The 21682-nt window shown below is 69.9% G+C and carries 22 protein-coding genes and 1 tRNA gene; 13 read left to right on the forward strand and 10 right to left on the reverse strand.

The window, feature by feature from the left end:
• Window positions 1–62 precede the first annotated feature (62 nt).
• On the reverse strand, window positions 63–2534 hold the full coding sequence (locus tag ABD256_RS33215; protein ID WP_425546563.1) for an endonuclease/exonuclease/phosphatase family protein: 2472 nt from the start codon (window positions 2532–2534) through the stop codon (window positions 63–65).
• Window positions 2535–2846: 312 nt separating this feature from the next.
• Here ABD256_RS33215 and ABD256_RS33220 point away from each other — a divergent pair, with 312 nt between their 5' ends.
• Window positions 2847–4073 (forward strand): MFS transporter, encoded by a 1227-nt coding sequence (locus ABD256_RS33220; RefSeq protein WP_344428232.1) that lies wholly within the window; start codon window positions 2847–2849, stop codon window positions 4071–4073.
• A 46-nt stretch (window positions 4074–4119) separates the two neighbouring features.
• Here the strand turns inward: ABD256_RS33220 and ABD256_RS33225 are convergent, their stop codons facing one another.
• Window positions 4120–5046, reverse strand: a complete 927-nt coding sequence (locus tag ABD256_RS33225; protein WP_344428235.1) for a TauD/TfdA dioxygenase family protein — start codon at window positions 5044–5046, stop codon at window positions 4120–4122.
• A 338-nt stretch (window positions 5047–5384) separates the two neighbouring features.
• On the opposite strand from ABD256_RS33225, the gene ABD256_RS33230 reads away from it, so the two are divergent.
• Together ABD256_RS33230 and ABD256_RS33235 are read left to right on the forward strand one after the other, a co-directional pair.
• Complete coding sequence (locus ABD256_RS33230) at window positions 5385–5615, forward strand: hypothetical protein (protein WP_344428237.1); 231 nt, start codon at window positions 5385–5387, stop codon at window positions 5613–5615.
• Between the two features lie 51 nt (window positions 5616–5666).
• Window positions 5667–5840, forward strand: coding sequence for a hydrophobic protein (locus tag ABD256_RS33235; RefSeq protein ID WP_344428240.1), 174 nt, complete (start codon window positions 5667–5669; stop codon window positions 5838–5840).
• A gap of 32 nt (window positions 5841–5872) precedes the next feature.
• Here ABD256_RS33235 and ABD256_RS33240 read toward each other — a convergent pair whose 3' ends face one another.
• On the reverse strand, window positions 5873–7429 hold the full coding sequence (locus ABD256_RS33240) for an outer membrane protein assembly factor BamB family protein (RefSeq protein WP_344428243.1): 1557 nt from the start codon (window positions 7427–7429) through the stop codon (window positions 5873–5875).
• Window positions 7430–7669: 240 nt separating this feature from the next.
• Between ABD256_RS33240 and ABD256_RS33245 the strand changes: the two genes are divergently transcribed.
• The 5 genes from ABD256_RS33245 to ABD256_RS33265 all read left to right on the forward strand — a co-directional run bounded on the left by ABD256_RS33245 (window position 7670) and on the right by ABD256_RS33265 (window position 11925).
• Window positions 7670–8263: an HNH endonuclease family protein gene (locus ABD256_RS33245; protein ID WP_425546564.1), complete on the forward strand. Its 594-nt coding sequence runs from the start codon at window positions 7670–7672 to the stop codon at window positions 8261–8263.
• A gap of 130 nt (window positions 8264–8393) precedes the next feature.
• A complete protein-coding gene (locus tag ABD256_RS33250) occupies window positions 8394–9491 on the forward strand; it encodes an alpha/beta hydrolase family protein (RefSeq protein ID WP_344428246.1) in 1098 nt (365 codons plus the stop codon).
• Between the two features lie 551 nt (window positions 9492–10042).
• On the forward strand, window positions 10043–10453 hold the full coding sequence (locus ABD256_RS33255; protein WP_344428249.1) for a DUF6978 family protein: 411 nt from the start codon (window positions 10043–10045) through the stop codon (window positions 10451–10453).
• Window positions 10450–11211 (forward strand): DUF1828 domain-containing protein, encoded by a 762-nt coding sequence (locus tag ABD256_RS33260; RefSeq protein ID WP_344428252.1) that lies wholly within the window; start codon window positions 10450–10452, stop codon window positions 11209–11211. The genes ABD256_RS33255 and ABD256_RS33260 overlap by 4 nt, the downstream gene beginning before the upstream one ends.
• Window positions 11212–11445: 234 nt before the next feature.
• Window positions 11446–11925 carry a tyrosine-type recombinase/integrase gene (locus ABD256_RS33265; RefSeq protein ID WP_344428255.1) on the forward strand — a complete coding sequence of 160 codons (480 nt, stop codon included), beginning with the start codon at window positions 11446–11448 and terminating at the stop codon, window positions 11923–11925.
• A gap of 95 nt (window positions 11926–12020) precedes the next feature.
• Here ABD256_RS33265 and ABD256_RS33270 read toward each other — a convergent pair.
• The 4 genes from ABD256_RS33270 to ABD256_RS33285 form a co-directional block, all read right to left on the reverse strand.
• Window positions 12021–12108, reverse strand: a tRNA-Ser gene (locus tag ABD256_RS33270).
• 102 nt (window positions 12109–12210) lie between these two features.
• Window positions 12211–12417: a CsbD family protein gene (locus ABD256_RS33275; RefSeq protein WP_344428258.1), complete on the reverse strand. Its 207-nt coding sequence runs from the start codon at window positions 12415–12417 to the stop codon at window positions 12211–12213.
• Window positions 12418–12506: 89 nt separating this feature from the next.
• Window positions 12507–12971, reverse strand: a complete 465-nt coding sequence (locus ABD256_RS33280) for a nucleoside deaminase (protein WP_344428261.1) — start codon at window positions 12969–12971, stop codon at window positions 12507–12509.
• Window positions 12972–12973: 2 nt separating this feature from the next.
• Entirely contained in the window at window positions 12974–13456 is a 483-nt protein-coding gene (locus ABD256_RS33285; protein ID WP_344428263.1) for a tRNA adenosine deaminase-associated protein, read from the reverse strand.
• A 74-nt stretch (window positions 13457–13530) separates the two neighbouring features.
• Here ABD256_RS33285 and ABD256_RS33290 point away from each other — a divergent pair, with 74 nt between their 5' ends.
• Genes ABD256_RS33290 through ABD256_RS33300 form a run of 3 tightly spaced genes read left to right on the forward strand, consistent with a single transcriptional unit; the run spans window position 13531 to window position 16721 of the window.
• Window positions 13531–14760, forward strand: coding sequence for a M20 metallopeptidase family protein (locus ABD256_RS33290; RefSeq protein ID WP_344428265.1), 1230 nt, complete (start codon window positions 13531–13533; stop codon window positions 14758–14760).
• Between the two features lie 18 nt (window positions 14761–14778).
• On the forward strand, window positions 14779–16068 hold the full coding sequence (locus ABD256_RS33295; RefSeq protein ID WP_344428267.1) for a sensor histidine kinase: 1290 nt from the start codon (window positions 14779–14781) through the stop codon (window positions 16066–16068).
• Window positions 16065–16721 carry a response regulator gene (locus ABD256_RS33300; protein WP_344428270.1) on the forward strand — a complete coding sequence of 219 codons (657 nt, stop codon included), beginning with the start codon at window positions 16065–16067 and terminating at the stop codon, window positions 16719–16721. The genes ABD256_RS33295 and ABD256_RS33300 overlap by 4 nt, the downstream gene beginning before the upstream one ends.
• Here the strand turns inward: ABD256_RS33300 and ABD256_RS33305 are convergent.
• The 3 genes from ABD256_RS33305 to ABD256_RS33315 are packed head-to-tail and all read right to left on the reverse strand — an operon-like array spanning window position 16718 to window position 19004.
• A complete protein-coding gene (locus ABD256_RS33305; protein ID WP_344428273.1) occupies window positions 16718–18220 on the reverse strand; it encodes a PH domain-containing protein in 1503 nt (500 codons plus the stop codon). The genes ABD256_RS33300 and ABD256_RS33305 overlap by 4 nt on opposite strands.
• The gene (locus ABD256_RS33310; RefSeq protein ID WP_344428276.1) at window positions 18217–18717 is read right to left on the reverse strand and encodes a PH domain-containing protein; all 501 of its coding nucleotides are present in this window, start codon (window positions 18715–18717) and stop codon (window positions 18217–18219) included. Before ABD256_RS33310 ends, ABD256_RS33305 begins: the two co-directional genes overlap by 4 nt.
• Window positions 18714–19004 carry a hypothetical protein gene (locus tag ABD256_RS33315; protein WP_344428279.1) on the reverse strand — a complete coding sequence of 97 codons (291 nt, stop codon included), beginning with the start codon at window positions 19002–19004 and terminating at the stop codon, window positions 18714–18716. The genes ABD256_RS33310 and ABD256_RS33315 overlap by 4 nt, the downstream gene beginning before the upstream one ends.
• 397 nt (window positions 19005–19401) lie before the next feature.
• On the opposite strand from ABD256_RS33315, the gene ABD256_RS33320 reads away from it, so the two are divergent.
• On the forward strand, window positions 19402–20172 hold the full coding sequence (locus tag ABD256_RS33320; RefSeq protein ID WP_344428281.1) for a thioesterase II family protein: 771 nt from the start codon (window positions 19402–19404) through the stop codon (window positions 20170–20172).
• A 63-nt stretch (window positions 20173–20235) separates the two neighbouring features.
• On the forward strand, window positions 20236–21663 hold the full coding sequence (locus ABD256_RS33325) for an acyl-CoA carboxylase subunit beta (protein ID WP_344428284.1): 1428 nt from the start codon (window positions 20236–20238) through the stop codon (window positions 21661–21663).
• Window positions 21664–21682: the final 19 nt, after the last annotated feature.

Genomic DNA, 21682 nt, shown 5'->3' on the forward strand with positions numbered 1-21682 from the left:
CATCCCCCAGAAACGACGCACACGCATCATCATCGTGGCCTTCAGGACACCTGCCCCGGAGGTCACGTTCGGGGCAGGCGCTTCGGGAAGACGCGGTCGAACCAGTCGGCCAGGTCGTAGAAGGCGTCGAGGACCGGGTTGCCCGCCGACGGGCGGAACCGCACGAGCTGCGGGTCGTGGTCGCTGGCCTGGTCGGCGAACTCCGCGTTGACGTGCACCACGTCGTAGTCGATCCCCCGCGGTGCGGCGGAGGAAAGGATGTGGTCGAGCACCTGCGAGTTGCCTTCGAACACGTAGCTGTACCGCTCCTGCGGCGGCAGCGTGTCGATCAGCGCCTTCAGCCCGCCGCCCGCGGTGAGCGTCTGGACGGTCTTCGAGAACGGGTAGTCGTTCAGGTCGCCCGCGACGATCACGTTGGCCTCGCGGTCCGCGGCCAGCAGCTTGCCGACGAAATCGCGCACGAGCTGGGCCTGCTGCGCGCGCTGCACTTCGGAGCTTCGGGCCGGGGGCTGGTAGCGGCCCTGGCCCGGCTGGTCGCCGCCCTTCGAGTTGAAGTGGTTCGCGACCACGAACACGGTGCGCCCGCCGAACACGAACTCACCGGCGAGGGGCTTGCGGCTCGCCGTCCACGCCGTGTTCCCCGGCTCGACGCGGCCGGGCGAGACCGAAAGCTGCGGCTTGCCGCGCACGGTGTTCACGGCCACCGGAGTGGTCGCGTCGCCACCTGGCCGGTCGACGAACGACACGCGCGCGGGGTTGAACAGGAAGCCGACGCGGATGTTGCCGCCCGGCTCGCCGCCGTCCTTCTTGTCCTCCGGGTCGATCTCGCGCCACTCGTAGCGCGGGCCGCCCGCGGCGGCGATCGCGTCGGTGAACCGCTTGAGCGTCTGGTCCGCGGCCACCACGCCGTCGCCGTTGCCGTCGGCCCCGTTGTTGTCCTGGATCTCTTCGAGCGACACGATGTCGGGGTTCGCGAGGTTGTCCACGACGCCGTGCGCGAGCTGGTCGAACTTGGCCTGGTCGTCGACCGCGGACAGGTTCTCCACGTTGTAGGTCGCGACCGCCAGCTCGCCGGTGCGCTGCTCGCGGGTGACCTCGCGCCGCAGGCCGTTGTCCTTGACCTGGCCGAGTTCGCTCGCGAAGAGCGTGTAGCCGCCGAAGCTGTCGAACTCGAGCGGGCCCGAGGTGCGGCCGGTGAGGGTGTCGCCGGTGTTGGCCTTCGGGAAGGGGCGCTCCGCGAACGGGATGATCGACTCGACCTTCAGCACGCCGGTGTTCTGCTGGTCGTACCCGCCGTAGAGGGTGCCGCCGCGCGGAGTCGGGCGCTGCTGCGGCTTCGTCGTCACGTACAGCTCGCCGTATTCGGTGCTCCGGCCGACGATGCGGGCGTCGGAAACGCTGACGATCTCGCTCTCGTGCGCTTCCCAGAAGTCGAGCGCGTACTTCGACGGTTCGAGGGTCAGCGGTTCGATGCTGCCGCCTGCCTGCGGCGCGAGCCGCGACGGCACGCTGTCGGGCGCCAGCGCCGCCGGTGCGGGCAGCGGGTTGTGCGAGGACCCGACCGTCCACTTCGCACTCGTCAGCTCGGTGAGCGACTGGTAGTTCGACGTGGCCGGTGCGTCGGGGTAGAACTCGCGAACGGTGCCGCTCGCCGTCACCGCATCGCCGACGGCGACCGCGGGCGTGGTCGATCCGGTGAACACGAACAGGCCCTCGCTGGTGCGCGGGTCGGCGTCGGGCACCGGGTCGGTGATCCAGAAACCGCGCGCCGAGCCGAACGTCCGCAGCGCCGTGACCACGCCGGTGACCTCGCTGACCTGCTTGTCCTTGAACGGCGAGAGACGGGTGACGCCTTGGATGCCGTGGATCTTCGCGGGCGTGCCGGGCGGTTCGGGGTCGCCGCCGGGGGTCTCGCCCTTCGCGTTCGTCGGCGTCGGGGCGCCTGCCGCGAAGTCGGCCGCGTTGTCGTCGGTGTCGGTGAGCCGCGCGCCGCGCGCCACCGAGGTCGTGTTGGTCGTCGCCGCGGCCGCGGTGCCCTCGCGGACGGCGGCGCCGCCGAATCCGACGAGGTCGCGCACGGTCGCCTCCGCCGCGCAGTCGGCCGCGGTGCGGCAGGTCAGCGGCTGGGCGGAGGCGACCAGCGCGACGGTGCCCGCGGTACCGGACAGGTTGATCGCCCCGGTCGCGTCCGCGGCGGGCAGCGCGGTCGTGCCGCCGCTTCCCTTGGCTTCGGCGACGAGGTAGCGGCCGCCGGGCTGGACCGCGCCGGTGAGCGGGGTGACCTGCCACTTGCTCGCCGGGCCCGGTGCCGCGGGCAGGTACTGGACGCTCCAGCCGGTCAGGTCGGCGGGGCCGGTGCCCCTCGTGGCCAGCTCGACGAAGTCGTTGGTCAGCGTGGCGCCGCTGTTGCCGCCGCCCCCGTACACCTCGGCGAGCACGGCGTCGGCGCTCGCGGCGGAGGCGGTGGGCACGGTGCCGCTCACCGCCAGTACGGCCGCACCCGCCAGCACACCCAGTTTCCGGCGATATGTCACGCTGCGTCCCCCTAAATATCAAGCGGTCGAGGCATGTTCCCCCGAATCAGCGAGCAACGGTACGTCGAAGTGGCAACGATTCGTGATACTTCCGCTGAACTGATCCAGTCCGCGTCCTTCGAGCGACGCCCGAAACTCGGCCTTCGCGACGCGCGCGCATGGTGATGGTGATGCCCTGAAGGTGCCCTTCACAGCATCGGATTCCCTCAACGGCACCTTCAGGGCATGCCACCCCAACCTTGGCATTGGCCCAGTGGTCTTGGTCAGAATTGGAACTTCTACCTGGTCAATCGGCGACCTACGGTTACCGGCGTGACTTCCGCACTGGTTCCTCCCGCAGGCCCGGCCCGGGTGCTGGCCGTGGCGCAGCTGACCAACTCGGTCGGCGACGGGGCGTACTACGTGACGTCGGCGCTGTACTTCACCAGGGTCATCGGGCTCTCCCCCGCGCAGGTCGGGCTCGGGCTGACGATCAGCTGGGCGGCCGGGTTCCTCGCCGCGACCCCGCTCGGCCACCTCGCCGACCGGCACGGGCCGCGGGCCACCTCGATCCTGCTCGCGCTGACGACGAGCGCGTGCGTCGGCTCGTTCCTGTTCGCGCGGTCCTTCCCGGCGTTCACCGGGGTCGCGTGCCTCTACGCGAGCAGCCAGTGCGGGCTCACCGCCGCGCGGCAGGCACTGCTGGCCGGGCTCGTGACGGCCACCGAGCGGACCAGGATCAGGGCCTACCTGCAGTCCTCGACCAACGCGGGGCTCGCCGTCGGCGCGGCGCTCGGCGGGGTCGCGCTGCGCGTCGACACCCCGGCCGCCTACCTGGCCGTCTTCGGCATGGACGTGCTCGCCTTCCTCGCCGCGGCCGCGGTGCTCCGGCGGGCGCCGCACGTACCACCCGCACCCGTCTCATCGGGACGCGAACCGAAGCTCGCGGTGTTGCGCGACGCGCCCTACGCGGTGGTGTCCTTCCTGAACATGCTGATGCTGCTGCACATCCCGCTCATCGGACTCGCGATTCCACTGTGGATAGTCGAGCGGACGCAGGCGCCGGCCTGGCTGGTTTCGGCGCTGCTGGTGCTCAACACGCTGAGCGTGGTCGCGTTCGGAGTTCACATCGCCCGCCGCGTCACCGGGACGGTGACGGCGACGCGATCGGTGCGCCGAGCCGGTCTCGTACTGCTGGCTTCTTGTGCGGTGTTCGCGGTGTCGTCGGCCTGCGGTTCACCGTGGGTGGCCGCGGCGGTCCTGCTCGTCGCCGCGGGGGTGCAGACGCTCGGCGAGATGATGCAGAACGCGGGCGGCTGGGAGATCGGGTTCGCACTGGCACCCGCCGGGAAACAGGGCCAGTACCAAGGGTTCTTCGCCTCCGGGTTCGCGGTCGCCAGGATGCTCGGGCCGTTGCTGCTCACCACGCTCGTGCTCTCGTGGGGGCCGCTCGGCTGGCTGCTGCTCGGCGTCGTGTTCGCGGCCGCGGGCATCGCGATGGGCCCGGCGACGCGCTGGGCGGAGCGGACGCGGCGGGCAGGCGAACTCGTCACCAGCTAGATGTACACAAAGGACTCGAACTTTCGAGTCCTTTGTGTACGACGGGTCAGAACGGCCGGTCGCCCTCGATCGCGACGCGCTCGGCGACGCGGGGATGCGGGTGGTAGTCGTTCACCGCGTAGTGCTGGGTCGCCCTGTTGTCCCAGAACGCCACCGAGTTCTCCGCCCACTTGAACCGGACCTGGTACTCGGGCACGTGCGCCTGCTGGAACAGGAAGTGCAGCAGGCGATCGCTCTCCTCGCGCGGCAGCCCGACGATGTGCGTGGTGAACGCCTGGTTCACGAACAGCGTGCGCCGCCCCGTTTCCGGATGCGTGCGCACCACCGGGTGCGCCACCGGCGGGTAGTCGTCCTGCCACGCGGCGAGCAGCGCGGGATCGGCGAACCGGTCGAACCCGGGGAGGTAGTCGTGCACCGCGCTCCGCCCGTCGATCCGCTCGCGGACCTCCGGCGGCAGGTTGTCGTACGCGGCGGCCATGTCGGCCCACATCGTGTCGCCGCCGACGGGCGGCACTTCCACCAGGCGCAGCACCGAACCGAGCGCCGGGTTCGGCCGCCAGGTGACGTCGGTGTGCCAGATGTTTTCGTAGCCTGGCATCGACGCGCCCCGCGCGAACCGGGTGACTTCGTCGGTGTCACCGGCGGGGATGAACGGGTTCGTTTCGAGCGGGCCCCAGTGCGCCGCGAACGCGCGCTGCTGGGCCGGGGTGATCCGCTGGTCGCGGAAGAACAGCACCTTCCACTCCAGCAGCGCGCGGTTGAGCTCGGCGCGCAACTCGGGCGTCAGCTCGGTGCCGAGGTCGAAGCCGTGGATCTCGGCGCCGATCACGGCCCCGAGCGGGCGCAGGTCGAACAGGTCGTACGGACGCGGTTCGGTGCCGGGGAGGCGGCGAAGGACCCGCGGGCCTTCGAGGAGGCCGCCCTCGGGCACGACGGCCTCGCGCAGGGCAGGGGTGGACACGTCAACGGACACAGGGGTACCTCACTGTAGTTCGGGGGAATTTCGTTTCGGGTGCGGAAAGGAGCGGCTTACTTCGGCGGTGAGCCGAGACGGCCGCGCCGCACGAGCAGGGCGGCGGCACCGAAACGAACCGAGCGCCAGGGAAGGCGACGCGGACACGGGACAGCTGTGTGTTCCCGAACGGTTGACATGCCCTGATGATCAGCCCCACGCCGGGTCAGCGTCAAGGCTTCCAGCATGTGGACGGGTGCACCGCTAGGCCATCCAGCCCAACTTCGCACGAAGGCGTGTGGGCGGCACTCGTGCGGGTAACCACTTCGAATCCACCTTGGCAGAAGGGAGATCCACTGATGGCCGAATCCGGGATCGGCGCGAGCGAAGCGCTGGCGAAGGCGCGCAAGGCCGCGGGCAAGCTCAAACGCAAGGAAGCGGCGGTGTACTGGGCGACCATGGCGCAGACCGCCGTGCTCACCGAGATCCGCGACGAGCTGCGCGCGCTGAACCAGCGCTCCGGCGGCGTCACGCTGCCGGACGACGCGCCGGCGAAACGGCGCACTTCCGTTGCGGTGCACCAACCCTAGCGTTGTCTGAACCAATCCATTCCGCCCATTCGGGGGGCGAGGAGGTTCGTCATGCTGCCCATTCTCCTGATCCTGTTGCTGGCACTCGCACTCGGCGGCGCCGGGTTCGCGGTGCACGCGCTCTGGATCGTCGCGGGGGTCATCCTCGTGGTGTGGCTGCTCGGGTTCGTCATCCGGCCGGCCGCCGCGGCGGGAGGACGTCGTGCCCGCTGGTACCGCTGGTGAAAGAAAAGGGCCCCGGCCGGGGCCCTTTTCTTTCACTTCCCGATCGAGAACGCGTCGAGATCATGCTTGTTGGACGGCCCCCGCACGGCCCACAACCGCGCGTCGTGCCAGAAGTACCGGAAGTCCTGGGTGATCGGGGAGCCGCCGCTCCGGGTCCGCAGCGGGTAGGTCTCGACGGGGCCGGGTGCGCCGTCGGCGAGGGCGAACCGGGCGATCCGCTGGTCCCCGTCGGACTTCGCCGGTGACACCAGCGTCACCACCGAGTCGCCTTCCACCGCGAGCGGCATGATCGCCCTGCCGTCGGAAAGGGGCCGTTCCCACTTCCGCGCCCCGGACGCGATGTCGTAGGCGACGAGCTTGTTGGTGCCGTTGAGCGGAATCGCGGTGACCGTCACGAACAGCCCGCCGGAGATCAGGAACCGGCGGCCCGGCTGGCGGTTGTCCGTCGCGTCGACGCCGACACCATCGCCTGCCAGCGATTCCGCGGTGCCAGGGTGCCCCGCGTCGATCGCACCGACCTTGTCGAACTTGTCGTCCAGCACGATGTAGACCGCTTTGTCGGCGCCGCGGCTGACCAGCGCCACCGGTGGATCGGCCGACACCAGGCGCGGGTTGCTGAACCCCTCGCCGCGGTCCTTCGAGCTGTAGTCGACGCCCTGGCCGAGCGTGCCGGTGGCGGGATCCAGCGTGGCGAAGGTGATCGCGGGATCGGAGATGAACCCGCTGATCGAGACGATCAGGGACTGCTTGCCGGGGACCATGCCGGTGATCGAGCTGCTGCCCGAGTCGCCGCCGGTCGGCTTGACCACCGGCTTCATCCAGCGCTGCCGGCCGGTGGCGAGGTCGAGACCGGCGGTCGCGTACTTCTGGCCGATCACCACGACGTCGCCCATGATTTCGAGCGCGGCGCCGGTGGGCTTGCTCGGGCTCGCGCCCTGCGGCAGGTCGATCGGCTGCTGCCAGCCGAGCTGCCCGGTCTTCACGTCGAGCATCGCGGCGAACTTGCACACCGGGTCGCCCTGCTCGGTCTGCTCCTTGCCGAAGGCGACCGGCAGCCGGTCGTTCACCACCCTGGTGCCCGCACCGCAGAACTTGCCGCCGTCGGGCGCGGGTGCCCGCCACGCCTGCTTCCCGTCGGCCTCGCCGAACGCCGTGATCGCGCCTTCGTGCGCGACCACGACCGTGCTGCCGACCTCCCACGCGCCGAGGCCCTTCTCGTACTCGGGCCGGTCGAGGTGCAGTTGCCAGTTCTTCGACGCGGGCGCGGGCTGGTCCGGACCGCCCGCCTGTGACGGCGCGGGGTCCGAGTCCGAGGTGAGCACGATCGGCACCGCCACGGCGGCGGCGACCACGATGACGAGCACGGGCGCGAGCCACAGCCAGAGCTTCTTCTTTCGCGGCGGTGGCCCGCCGGGCGGCTGGTTCCACTGGCCGTAACCGGGCTGCTGCTGGGGATACTGGCCCTGCTGGGGGTAGTGGCCCTGCGGCGGGTACTGGCCTGGTGGCTGCCCCTGCGGGAAACCGCCCGATGGCGGGTAGCCCGGCGGCTGGTTCTGGTTGCCCTGCCAGCCGGGATGCTGCTGCCCCATGTGTCGCCCTCTCTGACCGTGCCCCCACCGCGGCCCGGATCGTAGACCGGCCGCGCGGCCGCCGTCGCCCGAACAGCCCGTTCGTGTCATTCCCCGGCCCCCTGCCGCCGGTGTGCGAGGATTCGCCGGCTCTGGCTGGTGTCGAACGGGGTTGTGGTGCGGGTGCGGAAATGGCTGCCGGGAGCGGCCGTAGCAGCGGTTATGGCGGTTTCGGGCTGCGCGGCGGCCGCGGACGCGGGGATGACGGCCCCACCGGTCCCGACTCCGTCGAATCCGGCGAAACCACCCGCGTCACCAACGTCACAGTCGCCGGTGCGGCAGCAGCTCGCCGAGCTGGCGGTCGCGCCGCGCGGGTCGATGCAGGGCTACTCGCGCGAGCGGTTCCCGCACTGGACCCAGCAGGGCGGCCACTGCGACACCAGGGAAACGGTGCTCAAGCGAGCCGGGCAGGGCGTCACCACGGAGAAGAACTGCAAGGTGCGCACCGGAACCTGGACCAGCCCGTACGACGGCGGCACCTGGACCGCACCGTCCGATGTGGACGTCGATCACATGGTCCCGCTCGGCCAGGCCTGGGTCAGCGGCGCGCGCTCGTGGACGACGGAGCGCCGCCGCGAGTTCGCGAACGACCTGGTGCGCCCGCAGCTGTTCGCGGTGACCGACAACGTGAACCAGGAAAAGTCCGACAAGGCCCCGGACCAGTGGAAACCGCCCTCGGTCGCGTTCTGGTGCACCTACGCGACCGACTGGGTGACCGTGAAGCACTACTACGGCCTGACCGTCACCGACGCCGAGAAGGCAGCGCTCGCGAGCATGCTCGACCGCTGCGGTTGACCCGCCCAGTCACTCCCGGGGCGTCGTACCGGGGGTGTACGACCTCGCGGCGAATGACTCCCTCCGTGCGATGCCCTGCCGCACCCGCTGTCCCTAGCCTCCGGGTATCGGAAACGGAAGAGGAGTCCCCATGTGGAGACGCACAGCACTGGTCGGCGCGGTCCTTGCCTTGGCGCTGACGGGAACCACGGTCGCGCGGGCCGATGCCACGCTCACGCTCGCCGAACCTTCCGGGCCGCACCGGATCGGCAGGGCGGTGCTGCACCTGACCGACACGGGCAGACCCGACCCGTGGGTGCCCGCTGGCGACCGGGAGCTGATGGTCTCGCTCTGGTACCCGGCACGGACGCCCTCGAAAGTGCCGGCGCCGTACATGACCCCCGCCGAGTCCAAGCTCTACCTCGAAGCGGACCAGCCGGACCTGCCGTCCGACCTGTTCAGCAAGGTGGTGACCCATTCGACCGTCGATGCCGAGCCGCTGCGTGAGCGCGGCGGGCTGCCGTTGGTCGTGCTGTCACCGGGCTTCGGCTTGCCGCGTGCCACGCTGACCGGCCTCGCCGAGGAGCTCGCCAGCCGTGGCTATGCCGTCGCCGGGATCGGGCACAACTACGAGGCCGCGGCCACCTCGTTCCCCGACGGCCACACGACCTCCTGCGTGGTGTGCGCCGACCGGGACTACCCCAGGATCGGCGCGGTCCGCGCCGAGGACGTCTCCTTCGTGCTCGACCAGCTCACCGGAAGGCACCCGGCCTGGCCGGGCGGCGTACCGATCGACACCGGCCGGACCGCCATGATCGGGCACTCGGCCGGTGGCTTCAGCACGATCCCGGCCATGCTGCGCGACCCGCGCGTCAAAGCGGCGGTGAACATGGACGGGAACTTCCGGTACCCCAACGACATTCCGGTGGACCGGCCGATGCTGATGCTGGGCGGTCCCGGCCACGTACCCGCCGGCCAGGACCCGACCTGGGGCAAGACCTGGACTCAGCTGACCGGGTGGAAGCGCTGGCTGACCGTCGACGACATCGGGCACCTTTCCTTCACCGACCTGGCGCCGCTGGCCGAACAGCAGGGCATCCCGCTCCAGCACCTCGACGGTGCTCGCGTCGACACCATCATCCGCGCCTACCTCACCGCGTTCGTCGACACGCACCTGCGGCACACCAGTACGCCGCTGCTGAACGGCCCTTCACCGTGCTTCCCGGAAGTACATTTCCACCGGCCCTAGCGCTGTGTTGTTCATCGACCGGACCTCGCGGCACTCGGAGGTAGGTGAGCGGGTGGTGGGCGCCTTCGGCGCGGACCGCAGGTGGGCACCATGCGAGGTCTGATGGCTGGCTCGCGGGCAGGTCTGGGGTTGCCCACCAGAAAAATGACGGAGGCGACGTGGTCCGCGTTTTCCGCGGGTCACGTCGCCTCCGGCGAGCGGTAGCGGTGGGATTTGAACCCACGGACGGGGGTTGCCCGTCACGCGCTTTCGAGTGGCGCTCCCCCGCGTACAGCAGGGTTCAGCGACCGTCCAAGCGCTGGTGAAGCCCCGATGTTGGACGCTCACGACCGACCGTGCGCCGGCGTGAATGAGACGGAAACTGAGACTGTTAGGTAGTGCGACGAGGGATCCAGCTCGTCCCGGATGTGCAGGTCATTCCCTGAGCAGGGCTCCTCCGGCATCGCTCGACTCTAGTGCCACCGCCGAGCCCGCTCCCCTGGCGTGTTACCCCGCATAGAGATCACAGCAGTCGTAGCCTAGCTCTGGTGCGCTAAGAGTAGGAGACTGGGATGCTGGAGCAGTGGCACGCAGACCAGCTACTTCGTGCACGCAAGGTGTACAGTAGATCACTGCGTGTTGACCTCGAACAGGGAGCTGATCATGACTACGCCGTCGAGAGCGACGATGGTAATGACCACTTCCTGCTTGATGTCAGACGTTCGCTGCGCAACCCGCTCAAGGCTCGGTTTCAACTTCGGTATCGGCGTGACATCGTGCTAGCGCGACTATGTACCTCCGTACCGCATGGCAACCCCGACGGCACGGTGATTGGATTTCCACACCTTCACAAGTACCGAGAGGGCGACCTCGACAAATGGGCCGAGACAGTAGATAATTTTGCCGACCCCGCAGAGGCGCTGAACTTCTTCTGTCGCGAGATTAATTTACCCGAGCCCGAACTGCAAGGAGGCTTGACGTGAGCAGGAATTTGCTTGCTGACTCCTACATTTCTTGGCTTAAGAATGAAGTCAGCGAAGAAGTAATTGATAGCAAGGTATCCGAACTGACTACGCCTTTTCTTGATCGACACAACGATTACATCCAAGTCTACGCCGAACAGCAAGAGAACAATTCCTACCTACTGACAGACGACGGCTATATCACGTCGGAACTCAGGTCCAGCGGCGTAGACGGCAAAGGAAGCCGCAGAGAAGAGCTATTCTCTGAAATATTGAGTGGCCATGGCGTAGTACTTGAAGGATCCGAGCTACAAACTAAGGCAACCTCAGACGATCTTGGCCAGAGGTTACATAGCCTCATTCAGGCAATGCTCAGCGTTGACGACATGTTTGTGCTTTCCCAGCCAAGCATCCATGGCCTCTTCATGGATGATGTTGCAAACTTCCTGGAAGAAAAGAACGTCCGTTATATCGCAAGAGCCAAGTTCTCCGGAAAGAGCGGCCTGGACCATCTTGCCGACTTTGTTATACCCAAGTCAAAAGGTGCCCCAGAGCGGATAGTGCAGGTTATAAATACCCCACGTCGAGACCGGGTTCAGAATATGCTTTTCTCGGTGAGCGACACAAGAGAAGCCCGTGCTAACATCCAGTTCTTTGCCCTTATTAATGACAGGAAGTCGAAGATTACCCCAGAGATAGCGCAAGCTTTCGAAAACTACTCAGTCAAGGCGCGCGCATGGTCTAAGCGGGAAGAACTAGTCGATGAACTTGCCGCCTAGATTCAGACTCAATTCTTAAGAAATTATTTCAAGAACACATTAGCGGGCGCCTCGTTAGCCAACAAATTTGCTATCTGCTGCGCCGCAACGGAGTAACATAAAAGAATTTCCGGCACGGTTCGTGCCGAATGCGGACTAACTACTAGCCCGGAGCATCTCGACAACGGATACGCTGCCAAGAATTCGTGCGGCCACCGGTACGCCGGGCACTGCCCGAGGAAACACGGGGGCGGAATGGTGACGGCCGAAGTGAAATCGCGTGCGGGTAAGCGCACGATCGGGCTCCCGGCCGCGTTGGTGAAGATCCTGAAGGACCACCGCGGTAAGCAAGACGTCGAGCGCCAGCGCGCGGGTGACATGTGGCACGAAGAGGGCTGGGTTTTCACGAACCACGTGGGACGACCCACCCATATCAGGGTGGACCACGGATCGTGGAAAGCGCTCTTGAAGCGGGCAGGGGTGCGCGATGCCCGCCTTCACGACGCTCGGCACACGGCCGCAACGATGCTGCTGGTGCTCGGTATCCCCCAACGGGCGGTGATGGACGTCATGGGCTGGTCCGAGACGTCGATGACGACGCGGTACCAGCACATCACCACCGAGGTCACCGCTGCGATTGCCGACCAGGTTGGCGGGCTCTACTGGACGCCGGAGAAGCCTGCCGACGACGAGGACGACAGCGGCGACGAGGACGGCCTGCCAGCGGCCGTTTAGGGGCAAGTGAGACGGAAACTGAGACGAACACCTACTGAGACAGCGAAACGCCGGTTCCCCCGACTTCGGGGAACCGGCGTTTCGCCTGTTCAGAGCGGTAGCGGTGGGATTTGAACCCACGGACGGGGGTTGCCCGTCACGCGCTTTCGAGGCGCGCTCCTTCGGCCGCTCGGACACGCTACCGCCGACTAGGTTACTGCACGGCGTTCGCGCGCCCACAACCCCCCGTCACGCAGGCGAACGGCCCGCCCCGAGCTGGGACGGGCCGTTCGCGAGCGGGCTGGGTCAGTTGCCGAACTTGTCCTTGGCGTCCTGGACGGCGCCCTGAGCCTTGTCGCGCAGGTCGTGCCCGGCTTCCTTGACTTCGCCGGAGGTCTGGTCGGCCTTGCCCGAATCGCGAAGGTCGTCGTTGTCCGTCGCGTTGCCGAGCTTCTCCTTGGCCGTGCCCATAGCCTGCTCGGCCTTGTCCTTGGCCTTGTCGAAGATGCTCACGAGAGGGTCCTCCTTCATCGGGGAGGCCGATCCGTTCGAACCGGCCTCGACCTGGGACTACCCGTGCCTTTCGCGGGCTAATCGTCGCGTCACCCCTCCGGGTGGCGGCGCCGTTCGGCGAAGAAGTCCTCGACGAGCGCGGCGCACTCGTCGGCCAGTACGCCGCCGACGACCTCGGGGCGGTGGTTGAGCCTGCGGTCGCGCACCACGTCCCACAGGGAGCCGACCGCGCCGGTCTTCGGCTCCCACGCCCCGAAGACCACGCGTGCCACGCGGGCCAGGACGAGCGCGCCCGCGCACATCGTGCACGGTTCGACGGTCACCGCGAGCGTGCAGCCGTCGAGCCGCCAGCCGTCGCCGAACACCGAGGCCGCCTGCCGCAGCGCGAGCGTTTCGGCGTGCGCGGTCGGGTCGCCCAGTTCTTCCCTGGCGTTGCGGGCGCTGGCGAGGACGGCACCGTCGGGTGCGTAGACGACGGCGCCGATCGGGATGTCGTCGCCCGCACCGCGCGCGACGGCGAGTGCCTGCCGGATCGCGTCGGGGTCCGACGGCATGGTCAGAGCTCGTCGAGCAGCGCGGTGAACTCGTTCTCGAACCCGCAGCGCTGCGCGATCATCTGGAGCTGCTCGTCGGGGTACAGCTCGACCTCGCCGACGATCACCTGCAGCTCGGCACCGGGCAGCCCGAGGTCGGCGAGGACCTCCAGGTCCCCTTCCGGCCAGACGGACTCGTCCTCTTCGTCGGGCGGGTCGACGCGCAGCAGGTCGAGCACGTCGGCGGCGATGTCGTAGTCCAGCGCCGCCGCGGCGTCGGACAGCAGCAGCGAGGCGCCGCGCGGGCTCGGCCGCACGATCACGAAGAACTCTTCGTCGACCGCGAGGAGCCCGAAGACCGCGCCGGTCGACCGCATCTTCGCCAGCGCGGTGATCGCCGCGTCCAGCTCGGCGAGTGCCGCGTTGTCGAGTGCGCTGCATCGCCACCGGCCGTCTTCCCTGACGACGGCCATCGCGAAGCCGGCGACCGGCTCTTCTCCCGCCATGGGCATACCGTATACCGGGCAGGTGCCACGCGGAGCACGCCACGACGTGGCCGGGAGATGCCAGTATCGACGGCATGACCGGACCAACGGACCTGCCGTCGCTGCCCGACGCCCGCCTCGCCGGGCTGCTCGCCGAGGCGCGCGAGCTGCACCCGAAAACCGTCGAGCTGCGCCGGGCGATCCACCGGTACCCGGAGGAAGGGCTGCACCTGCCGGAAACGCTGGCGAAGATCGAGGCCGCGCTCGAAGGACTGCCGCTGGAAACCACCGCCGGCAAGGGCAGCACGGCGCTGACCGCCGTGCTGCGCGGCGGCAGGCCCGGCCCGGCGGTGCTGCTGCGGGCGGACATGGACGCGCTGCCGCTGCACGAGGAAACCGGGCTCGGCTTCGCCTCCACGGTGCCGGAGTCGATGCACGCCTGCGGCCACGACGCGCACGTCGCGATGCTGGTTTCCGCCGCGCACCTGCTCTCCGCGCACGCCGGGGAGCTGGCCGGGTCGGTGGTGTTCATGTTCCAGCCGGGTGAGGAGGGCTACCACGGCGCGCGGCACATGATCCACGAAGGCGTGCTCGACGCGGCGGGCGAACAGGTCGAGCGGGCGTTCGCGCTGCACGTCTACGCGAACCTGCCCTCGGGCGTGATCACGACCAGGCCGGGGCCGTTCCTCGCCTCGGCCGACAGGTTCTCCGTGCGCGTCACCGGGAAGGGCGGGCACGGGTCGGCGCCGCACCAGGCGATCGACCCGGTGCCGGCGGCCGCGGCCATGGTGGGCGCGCTGCAGACGATGATCACGCGGCGGGTCAGCGTGTTCGAACCTGCCGTGGTGTCGGTGGCCAGGATCGCCGCCGGGACGACCAGCAACATCATCCCCGAGGTCGCCGAGCTGGAGGGCACCATCCGCACGCTGTCCGAGCGGACGCGGGCGCTGGTGCGCGAGGAGCTGCCGAAGGTGTGCGAAGCGATCGGGCAGGCGCACGGCTGCCGCGTGCTCGCCGACGTCGAACCGGGTTACCCGGTGACCGTGAACGACCCGGCGGAGGCCGCGCGGGTGCTGGCGCTCGCCGGGGACGCGCTCGGCGAGGAGCACGCCGAGCCGATGCTGGACCCGCTGATGAGCGCCGAGGACTTTTCCTATGTGCTGCAACGCGTTCCGGGCGCGATGGCGTTCCTCGGCGCCTGCCCTCCCGGCACCGGGCCCGCCGACGCCGCGGCCATCCACTCGAACCGCGTGCTGTTCGACGAGGACGCGCTGGACCACGGCGTCGCGATGCACGCGGCCTTCGCGCTGGACGCACTGCGCTGACCCGATGGACTGTCCACAGTGGAACTCGGCGGGGCGGCGGTGACCGTGCGGCGGAAGGCGGGCGTCGACCTGCCGTGGCTCGTCCCCGGCGCACTGCTGCCGGACAACTGGGACGAGGGCGGGCAGCCGGCCCGGCGGACCGTGCGGGACTGGCTGGTCGACGTCACGCTCTTCCTCTGCTCCCTGCTGGGCGGTGGCGCCATGCTCGTGCTCGTGGTGCAGGGCGGGCTGCTGCTCACCCCGGCCGAGTTCTACTCCGACCTGGCCTTCGGCGGGATCTCGTGCCTCGCGGTGTTCCTGCGGCGTGCCCGGCCGATCGGGTTCGCCGTCGGCACCGCGGTCGCCTGCACGGTCTCCACGGTCGCGTTCGCGCCGTCGCTGATGGCGATCTTCACCGTGGCGGTGCACTTCCGCGCGACCGTCGCGCTCGTGATCACCGCGCTCAACGCCGCCGCGGGCACCGCGTACTTCCTCATCCTGCCCGGCCGGGACTCGCTGTGGTCCCAGGTGGCGCCGGTGTACGCGCTGCTCCTCGCGTTCCTGGCCTGGGGCATGTTCGCCCGCGCGCGGCGTCAGCTCGTGTTCACCTTCCGGGAGCGCGCCGACCGGGCGGAGGCGGAGCGCCGCCTGCTCCAGGAGCGCGCGGAACGGGTCGAGGAGGAGCAGCGGCTGCTCGCGGACAGGGCGCGCCAAGAGGAGCGGGCGCGGATCGCCCGCGAAATGCACGACGTGCTGGCGCACCGGGTGTCGCTGATCGCGCTGCACGCCGGTGGCCTCGAAGTGCGGCCGGACCTGCCCGCCGACGACGTGCGCTCGACCGCGGAGCTGATCAGGGGCAGCGCGCGCCAGGCACTGGTCGAACTCGGCGACGTGATCGGCGTGCTGCGCGACGACGCCGAGGGGGCACCGTCGAAGCCGGCCAGCCCGCGCGACATCCCGAAGCTCGTCGAGGAGTCCGAGCTGGCCGGCGCCCCGGTGCGCCTCGACTTCGACGTCACCCGGTACGAGGACGCGCCGGACCCGCTCGCCCGCGCCGCCTACCGCGTGGTGCAGGAAGCGCTGACGAACGTGAACAAGCACGCACCCGGCGCCGAAACCACCGTGTCGGTGACCGGCGGGCCCGGTGACGGCCTGCGGGTGACCGTGCGCAGCGCGGCCGCGGCGGAGCCGGACGACCGGCTTCCCGGTTCCGGCAGCGGCCTCGCCGGGCTGAGTGAACGGGTCGGCCTGGTTGGCGGCACACTGTCGTACGGACCGGGACCGGAGGGGAATTTCGTGGTGGACGCGAAGCTGAGGTGGGACGCGTGAGCCCCGTGCGGGTGCTGCTCGTCGACGACGACGCGCTCGTCCGCGCCGGCCTGCGGACGATCCTCTCCTCGTCCGACGAGATCGAGGTGGTCGGCGAGGCCACGGACGGCGGCGACGCCGTCGAGGCCGCGCTCGATTCGCGCGCGGAGGTCGTGCTGATCGACATCCGGATGCCGGACCTGGACGGCATCACCGCCACCGCGAAACTGCGCGAACTGCCGGAGCCGCCGCAGGTGATCGTGCTGACCACGTTCCACCTCGACGAGTACGTCTTCGGCGCGCTGCGCGCGGGCGCGGGCGGCTTCCTGCTCAAGGACACCCCGCCGAAGGACATCGTGCGCGCGGTGCACTCCGTCGCCGCCGGCGACGCGATCCTTTCGCCCGCCGTGACCAGGACCCTGATCGAGCACTTCGGCGGCACCGCCGGCACGGACGGCCGCGATGCGGCCAAGGCGGTGCTCGACGGGCTGAGCGAACGCGAGCGGGAGGTCGCCGTCGAGGTCGGCCGCGGCCGTTCCAACGCCGAGATCGCCGCCGGGCTGTACCTCAGCGAAGCGACCGTGAAGGCGCACGTCTCCCGCCTGCTCGCCAAGCTCGGCGTCAACAACCGCGTGCAGATCGCGATCCTCGTCCACGACGCGATCAGCGGTTAGCCCCGCCGCACGAAAGGGCTCCACAGTCCCGGAACGGTTTCGTCGGCCACCGCGAGCGCGCCGTCGAAACCGGCGTCCCGGATCAGGTAGGCGGCGCCCTTGCCCGCCGAGGTCGCCACGACCACCGTCGCCAGGCCGGACAGCCGCTGCGTCGGCGAGCGGCGGATCGTCATCGCGAGCACGCCGTCGCGGCGCAGTGCCACGGTCCGCCGGTCCGCCGTCCCGGCGCGGACGACCAGGTACCTGCCGCGCACGCGATGCCCGAGCGCCCGGTAGGCGTCCGCGGCGAGCAGCAGCGCGACGGGGACCAGCGCGACCGCCGCGACCGCGGCCACGGCGACCAGTACCGGCTGGACCAGCGCACCGACCAGCGCCAGCACGGCCGCCGGCACGAGCACGACGAGGACGGCGCGCAGCCGCCGCCTGCGCAGCGCCGCTTTCGGGTGCGGTTCGAGCCACGCCTCCGCGGTCGGCGGCGGGGACTCGCCCACGATCTCCGCGACGATCCGGTTCGCCTCGGCCGCGGGCACGGCCGGGGTCACCGACTTCAGCCGCGGCCCTTCCCCGGGCTCCGCGTCCATGCCCGAGGAGATGAGGTCGACGCGCGCGGCGCCCGCAGAGCGCATCAGCATCGTCTCGACGAGTTCGACGCCGCGCACGCGGCTTTCGTCGAGCGAGAGGTTCCGTTTCGTCAGCAGGCCGCGCCGCACGTGGAAGGCGCCGTCCTCGGCGCGTTCGAACCGGTAGCCCCACCATTCGTCGGCGAACGCGACGAGGCAGCCGAGTACGCCCAGCACGATCAGGCCCGCGGCGAGCACCGCGAGCACCTTCCACAGTTCGAGTTCGCCGAACAGCCCGCGAACCCACGCGAAGACGTCGTTCGGCCTGATGCCGAAGACCTCCAGCGCGCGGATGCCGGCCCCGGCCAGGATGGCGATGCCGAGCACGCCCGTGACGGTCAGCGGCGAGTACCTCAGCCACGACCACCTCAGCTCGGCGAGCACGCCCGCACCGCGCCGCGGCTCGCCGGATCCGGTCACCAGGCCCGCGCGAAGCCGCTCGGCTTCGTCCTTGCGCAGCGCGGCGAGCTTCAGCTCCTCGCCGTCCTGCCGCTGCCCGGTGCCGACGCGCAGCACCACGAGCCCGAGCATCCGGTGGAGGGGGTTCGCGGTGACGTCGACCCGCCGGACCCGGTCCAGCGGGATCGACTTGTGCCGTCGCGCGAGGACACCCCTGCGCAGTTCGAACCGCTCCCCGGTGACGCGGAACCGGGTGGTCAGCACGTCCACCGTCTCCCCGAGCAGCACCAGCACGAAGATCCCGGTGAGGATCCCGAGCCGGGTGAACGCCTCCTTGCCGAGGTTCCCGCCGGTGAACACGGCGTACACGGCCACCGACAGCACCGGCGGCACCAGCCACTTCGCGTTGACGGCCAGCATCCGCCAGCTCAGCCGCCGCCACGGCACTTCGGGGGTTTCCGGAGGCGCCTCCGCGGTCATGTCGCGTCGCCGGGGGTCGACTGGGTGACCGCGGTCAGAGTCCGGACCACGTCCTTCGCGACCTCGTGCGACAGGCCCGCGATCTTCACCGCGCCCGCCGAGGACGCGGTCGTCACGGTCACCGTGGCCAGTCCGAAGAGCTGCTGCAGCGGGCCCCGTTCGGTGTCCACCGTCTGGACGCGCGAGAGCGGCGCCACCCGCCACTCCTGCCAGACCCAGCCCGAGGACGTGTACACCGCGTCGGCGGTGACCTCCCACCGGTGCACCCGGTACCGCACGCGCGGCATCAGCACCAGGTAGGCGGCCGCGGTCAGCACGGCCACCACGGCGATCGCCGTCAGCAGTGCCCCCGGCAGCACCCCCCGCAGCCACACGGCGCACCCCGCCACGACGGCGAGCAGGACCACATCGGTGATCGCGGCCCGCACGGTCCACCAGCGCATCGCGCGCGACGGCACCCGGTGCCGCGGCGGTACCAGTTCCAGCGGCTCGCTCATGCCCGGAGCCTCCGCTGCTTCGCGGCGTCCAGTGCGGCGATCAGCAGCACCGCGAGCACGACCGCGCCGCCGGGCACCAGGTAGGCCCACGGCCCGCCGAGGTCCAGCCCGGCCGTCACCTTCCGGTAGAGGCCGGTCTGGTCCGTGCCGAACACGCGCTGTGCCAGCGGCACCACGCCGAAGAGCCCGCCCGCGACGCAGCAGAGCACCATGCCGAGGTCATAGATGCCGCCTCCCCTTTTCGTCGCCATCCAGACCTGGTTCCTTTCCGCGTCGCGGGCGGGCATCTCCGGGAATGAAGTTATCGAGCCCGGAACGGCACCGGCAACAGAAACCACGGGGAATGAACTTTCGACGGCGCGAAATAGCCGACGGTAGCGGGAAGCCCGGTCGAAACCGCTGGTCACGTCGCCCGTTGGAGCGCGACCCCTGCGAGCGGAATGCCCTTCACCGCCGCCCGGCCCGAATCTCGTGACCAAAGTATTAATACCAACGGAGGAAAGGGGCCGGAAAACGTCTCCATCCCCCTTCGCGACTCCCTGAAGGCAAGAGGATCACTCGCAGTGACTCCCGTCCCCGCGAGACGGGCCCGCGAGTTGGGGTTTCTAGGGGTTTTCACCGGCCCGGAACTGCTAGAACACTCGGTGAAGGCAGGTGCTTCCCGACTGGCTGGGGGATGACGACGTGACAGGCAACGACGACGCGGCACTGTGGATCCGGCGGTTCCACCCGGCGCCGGACGCACCCGTGCGGCTGGTGTGCCTGCCGCACGCGGGCGGCTCCGCGAGCTACTTCTTCCCGGTCTCGCGATCGCTCTCCCCGAAGGTCGAAGTGCTGGCCGTGCAGTACCCGGGGCGGCAGGACCGCAGGCGCGAGGAGTGCATCGGCACCCTCGCCGGGCTCGCCGACGCGATCGCGCCGCTGCTCGACGCGTGGACCGACCGGCCGCTGGCGCTGTTCGGCCACAGCATGGGCGCGTCGCTCGCCTTCGAGATCGCGCTCCGGCTGGAACAGCGGGGCACCGTTCCGGTGAAGCTGTTCGCTTCCGGGCGCCGCGCCCCGTCCCGGTTCCGCGACGAGCGGGTGCACGAGCGCGACGACGACGGCCTGATCAAGGAGATCAAGGCGCTCTCCGGCACGGACTCGCAGGTGCTCGACGACGACGAGATCCTCCGCTCGGTGCTCCCCGCGATCCGCAGCGACTACAAGGCGGCCGAGACCTACCGCTTCGAATTCACCGACGGCGGCCCCAAGCTCGAGACCCCGATCCACGCGATGGTCGGCGACTCGGACCCGAAGGCGACCATCGACGAAGTGCGGGCGTGGGGCGAGCACACGACCGGCGACTTCGAGCTGGACACCTACGGCGGCGGGCACTTCTTCCTGAACGAGCACGCGCCGAAGGTCATCGACACCATCTCGCGAACGCTTTCGGCGATGTCCGGCCCGCGCTGAGCTCCAGCGGCCGCACGGGACCAGACCAGCACGGGCACATCCGACACCGGCACGAGGGACGTCATGACACTTTTGGCCAGTGACACCGCCACCGAGGCGCCGCCGGACTTCCGCGCACCGGCGCACCGCCTCGCCCAGCTGCTCGACGCCGGTTCGCCGGTGCCGCTTCCCGGCGAGGACAACGAGGGCGTCCACGCCGTCCGCGGCCGCATCGACGGCAGCCCGGTCGTGGCCTTCTGCACCGACGCCACCAAGATGGGCGGCGCGCTCGGCCTCGCCGGGTCGCAGCGGATCGTGGAGACCATCGACATCGCGGTGCGCGACCGGTGCCCGGTGCTCGGGCTCTGGCACTCCGGTGGCGCGCGGCTCGCCGACGGCGTCGAGTCGATGCACGGCGTCGGCCGGATGTTCGCGGCGATGACCAGGGCCTCGGGCAAGGTGCCGCAGATCTCGGTGGTGCTCGGCCCGGCCGCGGGCGCCGCGGCGTACGGGCCCGCGCTCACCGACGTGGTGATCATGGCGCCCGCCGGCCGGGTGTTCATCACCGGGCCGGACGTGGTGCGCAGCGTGACCGGCGAGCAGATCGACATGGAGGGCCTCGGCGGGCAGGACGCGCACGGGCGCCGCTCCGGCGTCGTGCACATCACCGCCGAGTCCGAGCCGGCGGCCTACGACCGGGCGCGGCTGCTCACCGGCTACTTCGCCAAACCGGGCCTGTTCGACATGCAGGCCGCGCGCGAGTCCCGCGACCTCGCGGCGCACCTGCCCGAATCCCCGCGCCGCGCCTACGACGTGCACCCGCTGCTGAAGTCCCTTTTGGACACTCCGGAGCGCAGCGAGTTCCTGGAGTTCCAGCCGAAGTGGGCACCGAACATGGTGATCGGGCTCGGCAGGCTGTCCGGGCGCTCGATCGGCATCGTCGCGAACAACCCGCTGCGCAAGGGCGGCTGCCTCGACTCGCTGTCGGCGGAGAAGGCGTCGCGGTTCGTGCGGCTGTGCGATTCGTTCGGCATCCCGCTGCTGGTCGTGGTGGACGTGCCGGGCTACCTGCCGGGGGTCGGCCAGGAATGGGACGGCGTGGTGCGCCGCGGCGCGAAGCTGTTGCACGCCTTCGCCGAGGCGGTGGTCCCCCGGGTCACGCTGATCACCAGGAAGTCCTACGGCGGCGCGTACATCGCGATGAACTCGCGCTCGCTCGGCGCGACGAACGTGTTCGCGTGGCCGGAGTCCGAGGTGGCCGTGATGGGCGCCGAGGCGGCGGTGGAAGTGTTGTACCGCAAGAAGCTCAAGGCCGCCGCACCGGAGGACGTGGCAGCGCTGCGCGCCTCGTTCATCGAGGAGCACAGGGAAAACGCGGGCGGGGTCGCGCGCGCGATGGCGCTCGGCGTCGTCGACGAGGTGATCGAGCCGACGGAGACGCGGCACCGCGTCACCGCGGCACTGGCCGCGGCGCCCGCCGGACGCGGGCACCACGGCAACATCCCGCTCTGACCCGCCGGCACCGATTCAC

The sequence above is a fragment of the Amycolatopsis minnesotensis genome (assembly GCF_039529815.1).
In the GTDB taxonomy this organism is placed as follows: Bacteria; Actinomycetota; Actinomycetes; order Mycobacteriales; family Pseudonocardiaceae; genus Amycolatopsis; species Amycolatopsis minnesotensis.

Excerpts from the sequence above, each read along its gene's own strand:
- ABD256_RS33280 (WP_344428261.1), bottom strand. The coding sequence starts at position 12,971 with ATGCCGTCGGACCCCGACGCGATCCGGCAGGCACTCGCCGTCGCGCGC.
- ABD256_RS33255 (WP_344428249.1), top strand. The coding sequence starts at position 10,043 with ATGCTGGAGCAGTGGCACGCAGACCAGCTACTTCGTGCACGCAAGGTG.
- ABD256_RS33245 (WP_425546564.1), top strand. The coding sequence starts at position 7,670 with ATGACGGCCCCACCGGTCCCGACTCCGTCGAATCCGGCGAAACCACCC.
- ABD256_RS33305 (WP_344428273.1), bottom strand. The coding sequence starts at position 18,220 with ATGACCGCGGAGGCGCCTCCGGAAACCCCCGAAGTGCCGTGGCGGCGG.
- ABD256_RS33325 (WP_344428284.1), top strand. The coding sequence starts at position 20,236 with ATGACACTTTTGGCCAGTGACACCGCCACCGAGGCGCCGCCGGACTTC.
- ABD256_RS33290 (WP_344428265.1), top strand. The coding sequence starts at position 13,531 with ATGACCGGACCAACGGACCTGCCGTCGCTGCCCGACGCCCGCCTCGCC.
- ABD256_RS33315 (WP_344428279.1), bottom strand. The coding sequence starts at position 19,004 with ATGCCCGCCCGCGACGCGGAAAGGAACCAGGTCTGGATGGCGACGAAA.
- ABD256_RS33235 (WP_344428240.1), top strand. The coding sequence starts at position 5,667 with ATGCTGCCCATTCTCCTGATCCTGTTGCTGGCACTCGCACTCGGCGGC.
- ABD256_RS33265 (WP_344428255.1), top strand. The coding sequence starts at position 11,446 with ATGGTGACGGCCGAAGTGAAATCGCGTGCGGGTAAGCGCACGATCGGG.
- ABD256_RS33230 (WP_344428237.1), top strand. The coding sequence starts at position 5,385 with ATGGCCGAATCCGGGATCGGCGCGAGCGAAGCGCTGGCGAAGGCGCGC.
- ABD256_RS33240 (WP_344428243.1), bottom strand. The coding sequence starts at position 7,429 with ATGGGGCAGCAGCATCCCGGCTGGCAGGGCAACCAGAACCAGCCGCCG.
- ABD256_RS33285 (WP_344428263.1), bottom strand. The coding sequence starts at position 13,456 with ATGGCGGGAGAAGAGCCGGTCGCCGGCTTCGCGATGGCCGTCGTCAGG.
- ABD256_RS33250 (WP_344428246.1), top strand. The coding sequence starts at position 8,394 with ATGTGGAGACGCACAGCACTGGTCGGCGCGGTCCTTGCCTTGGCGCTG.
- ABD256_RS33310 (WP_344428276.1), bottom strand. The coding sequence starts at position 18,717 with ATGAGCGAGCCGCTGGAACTGGTACCGCCGCGGCACCGGGTGCCGTCG.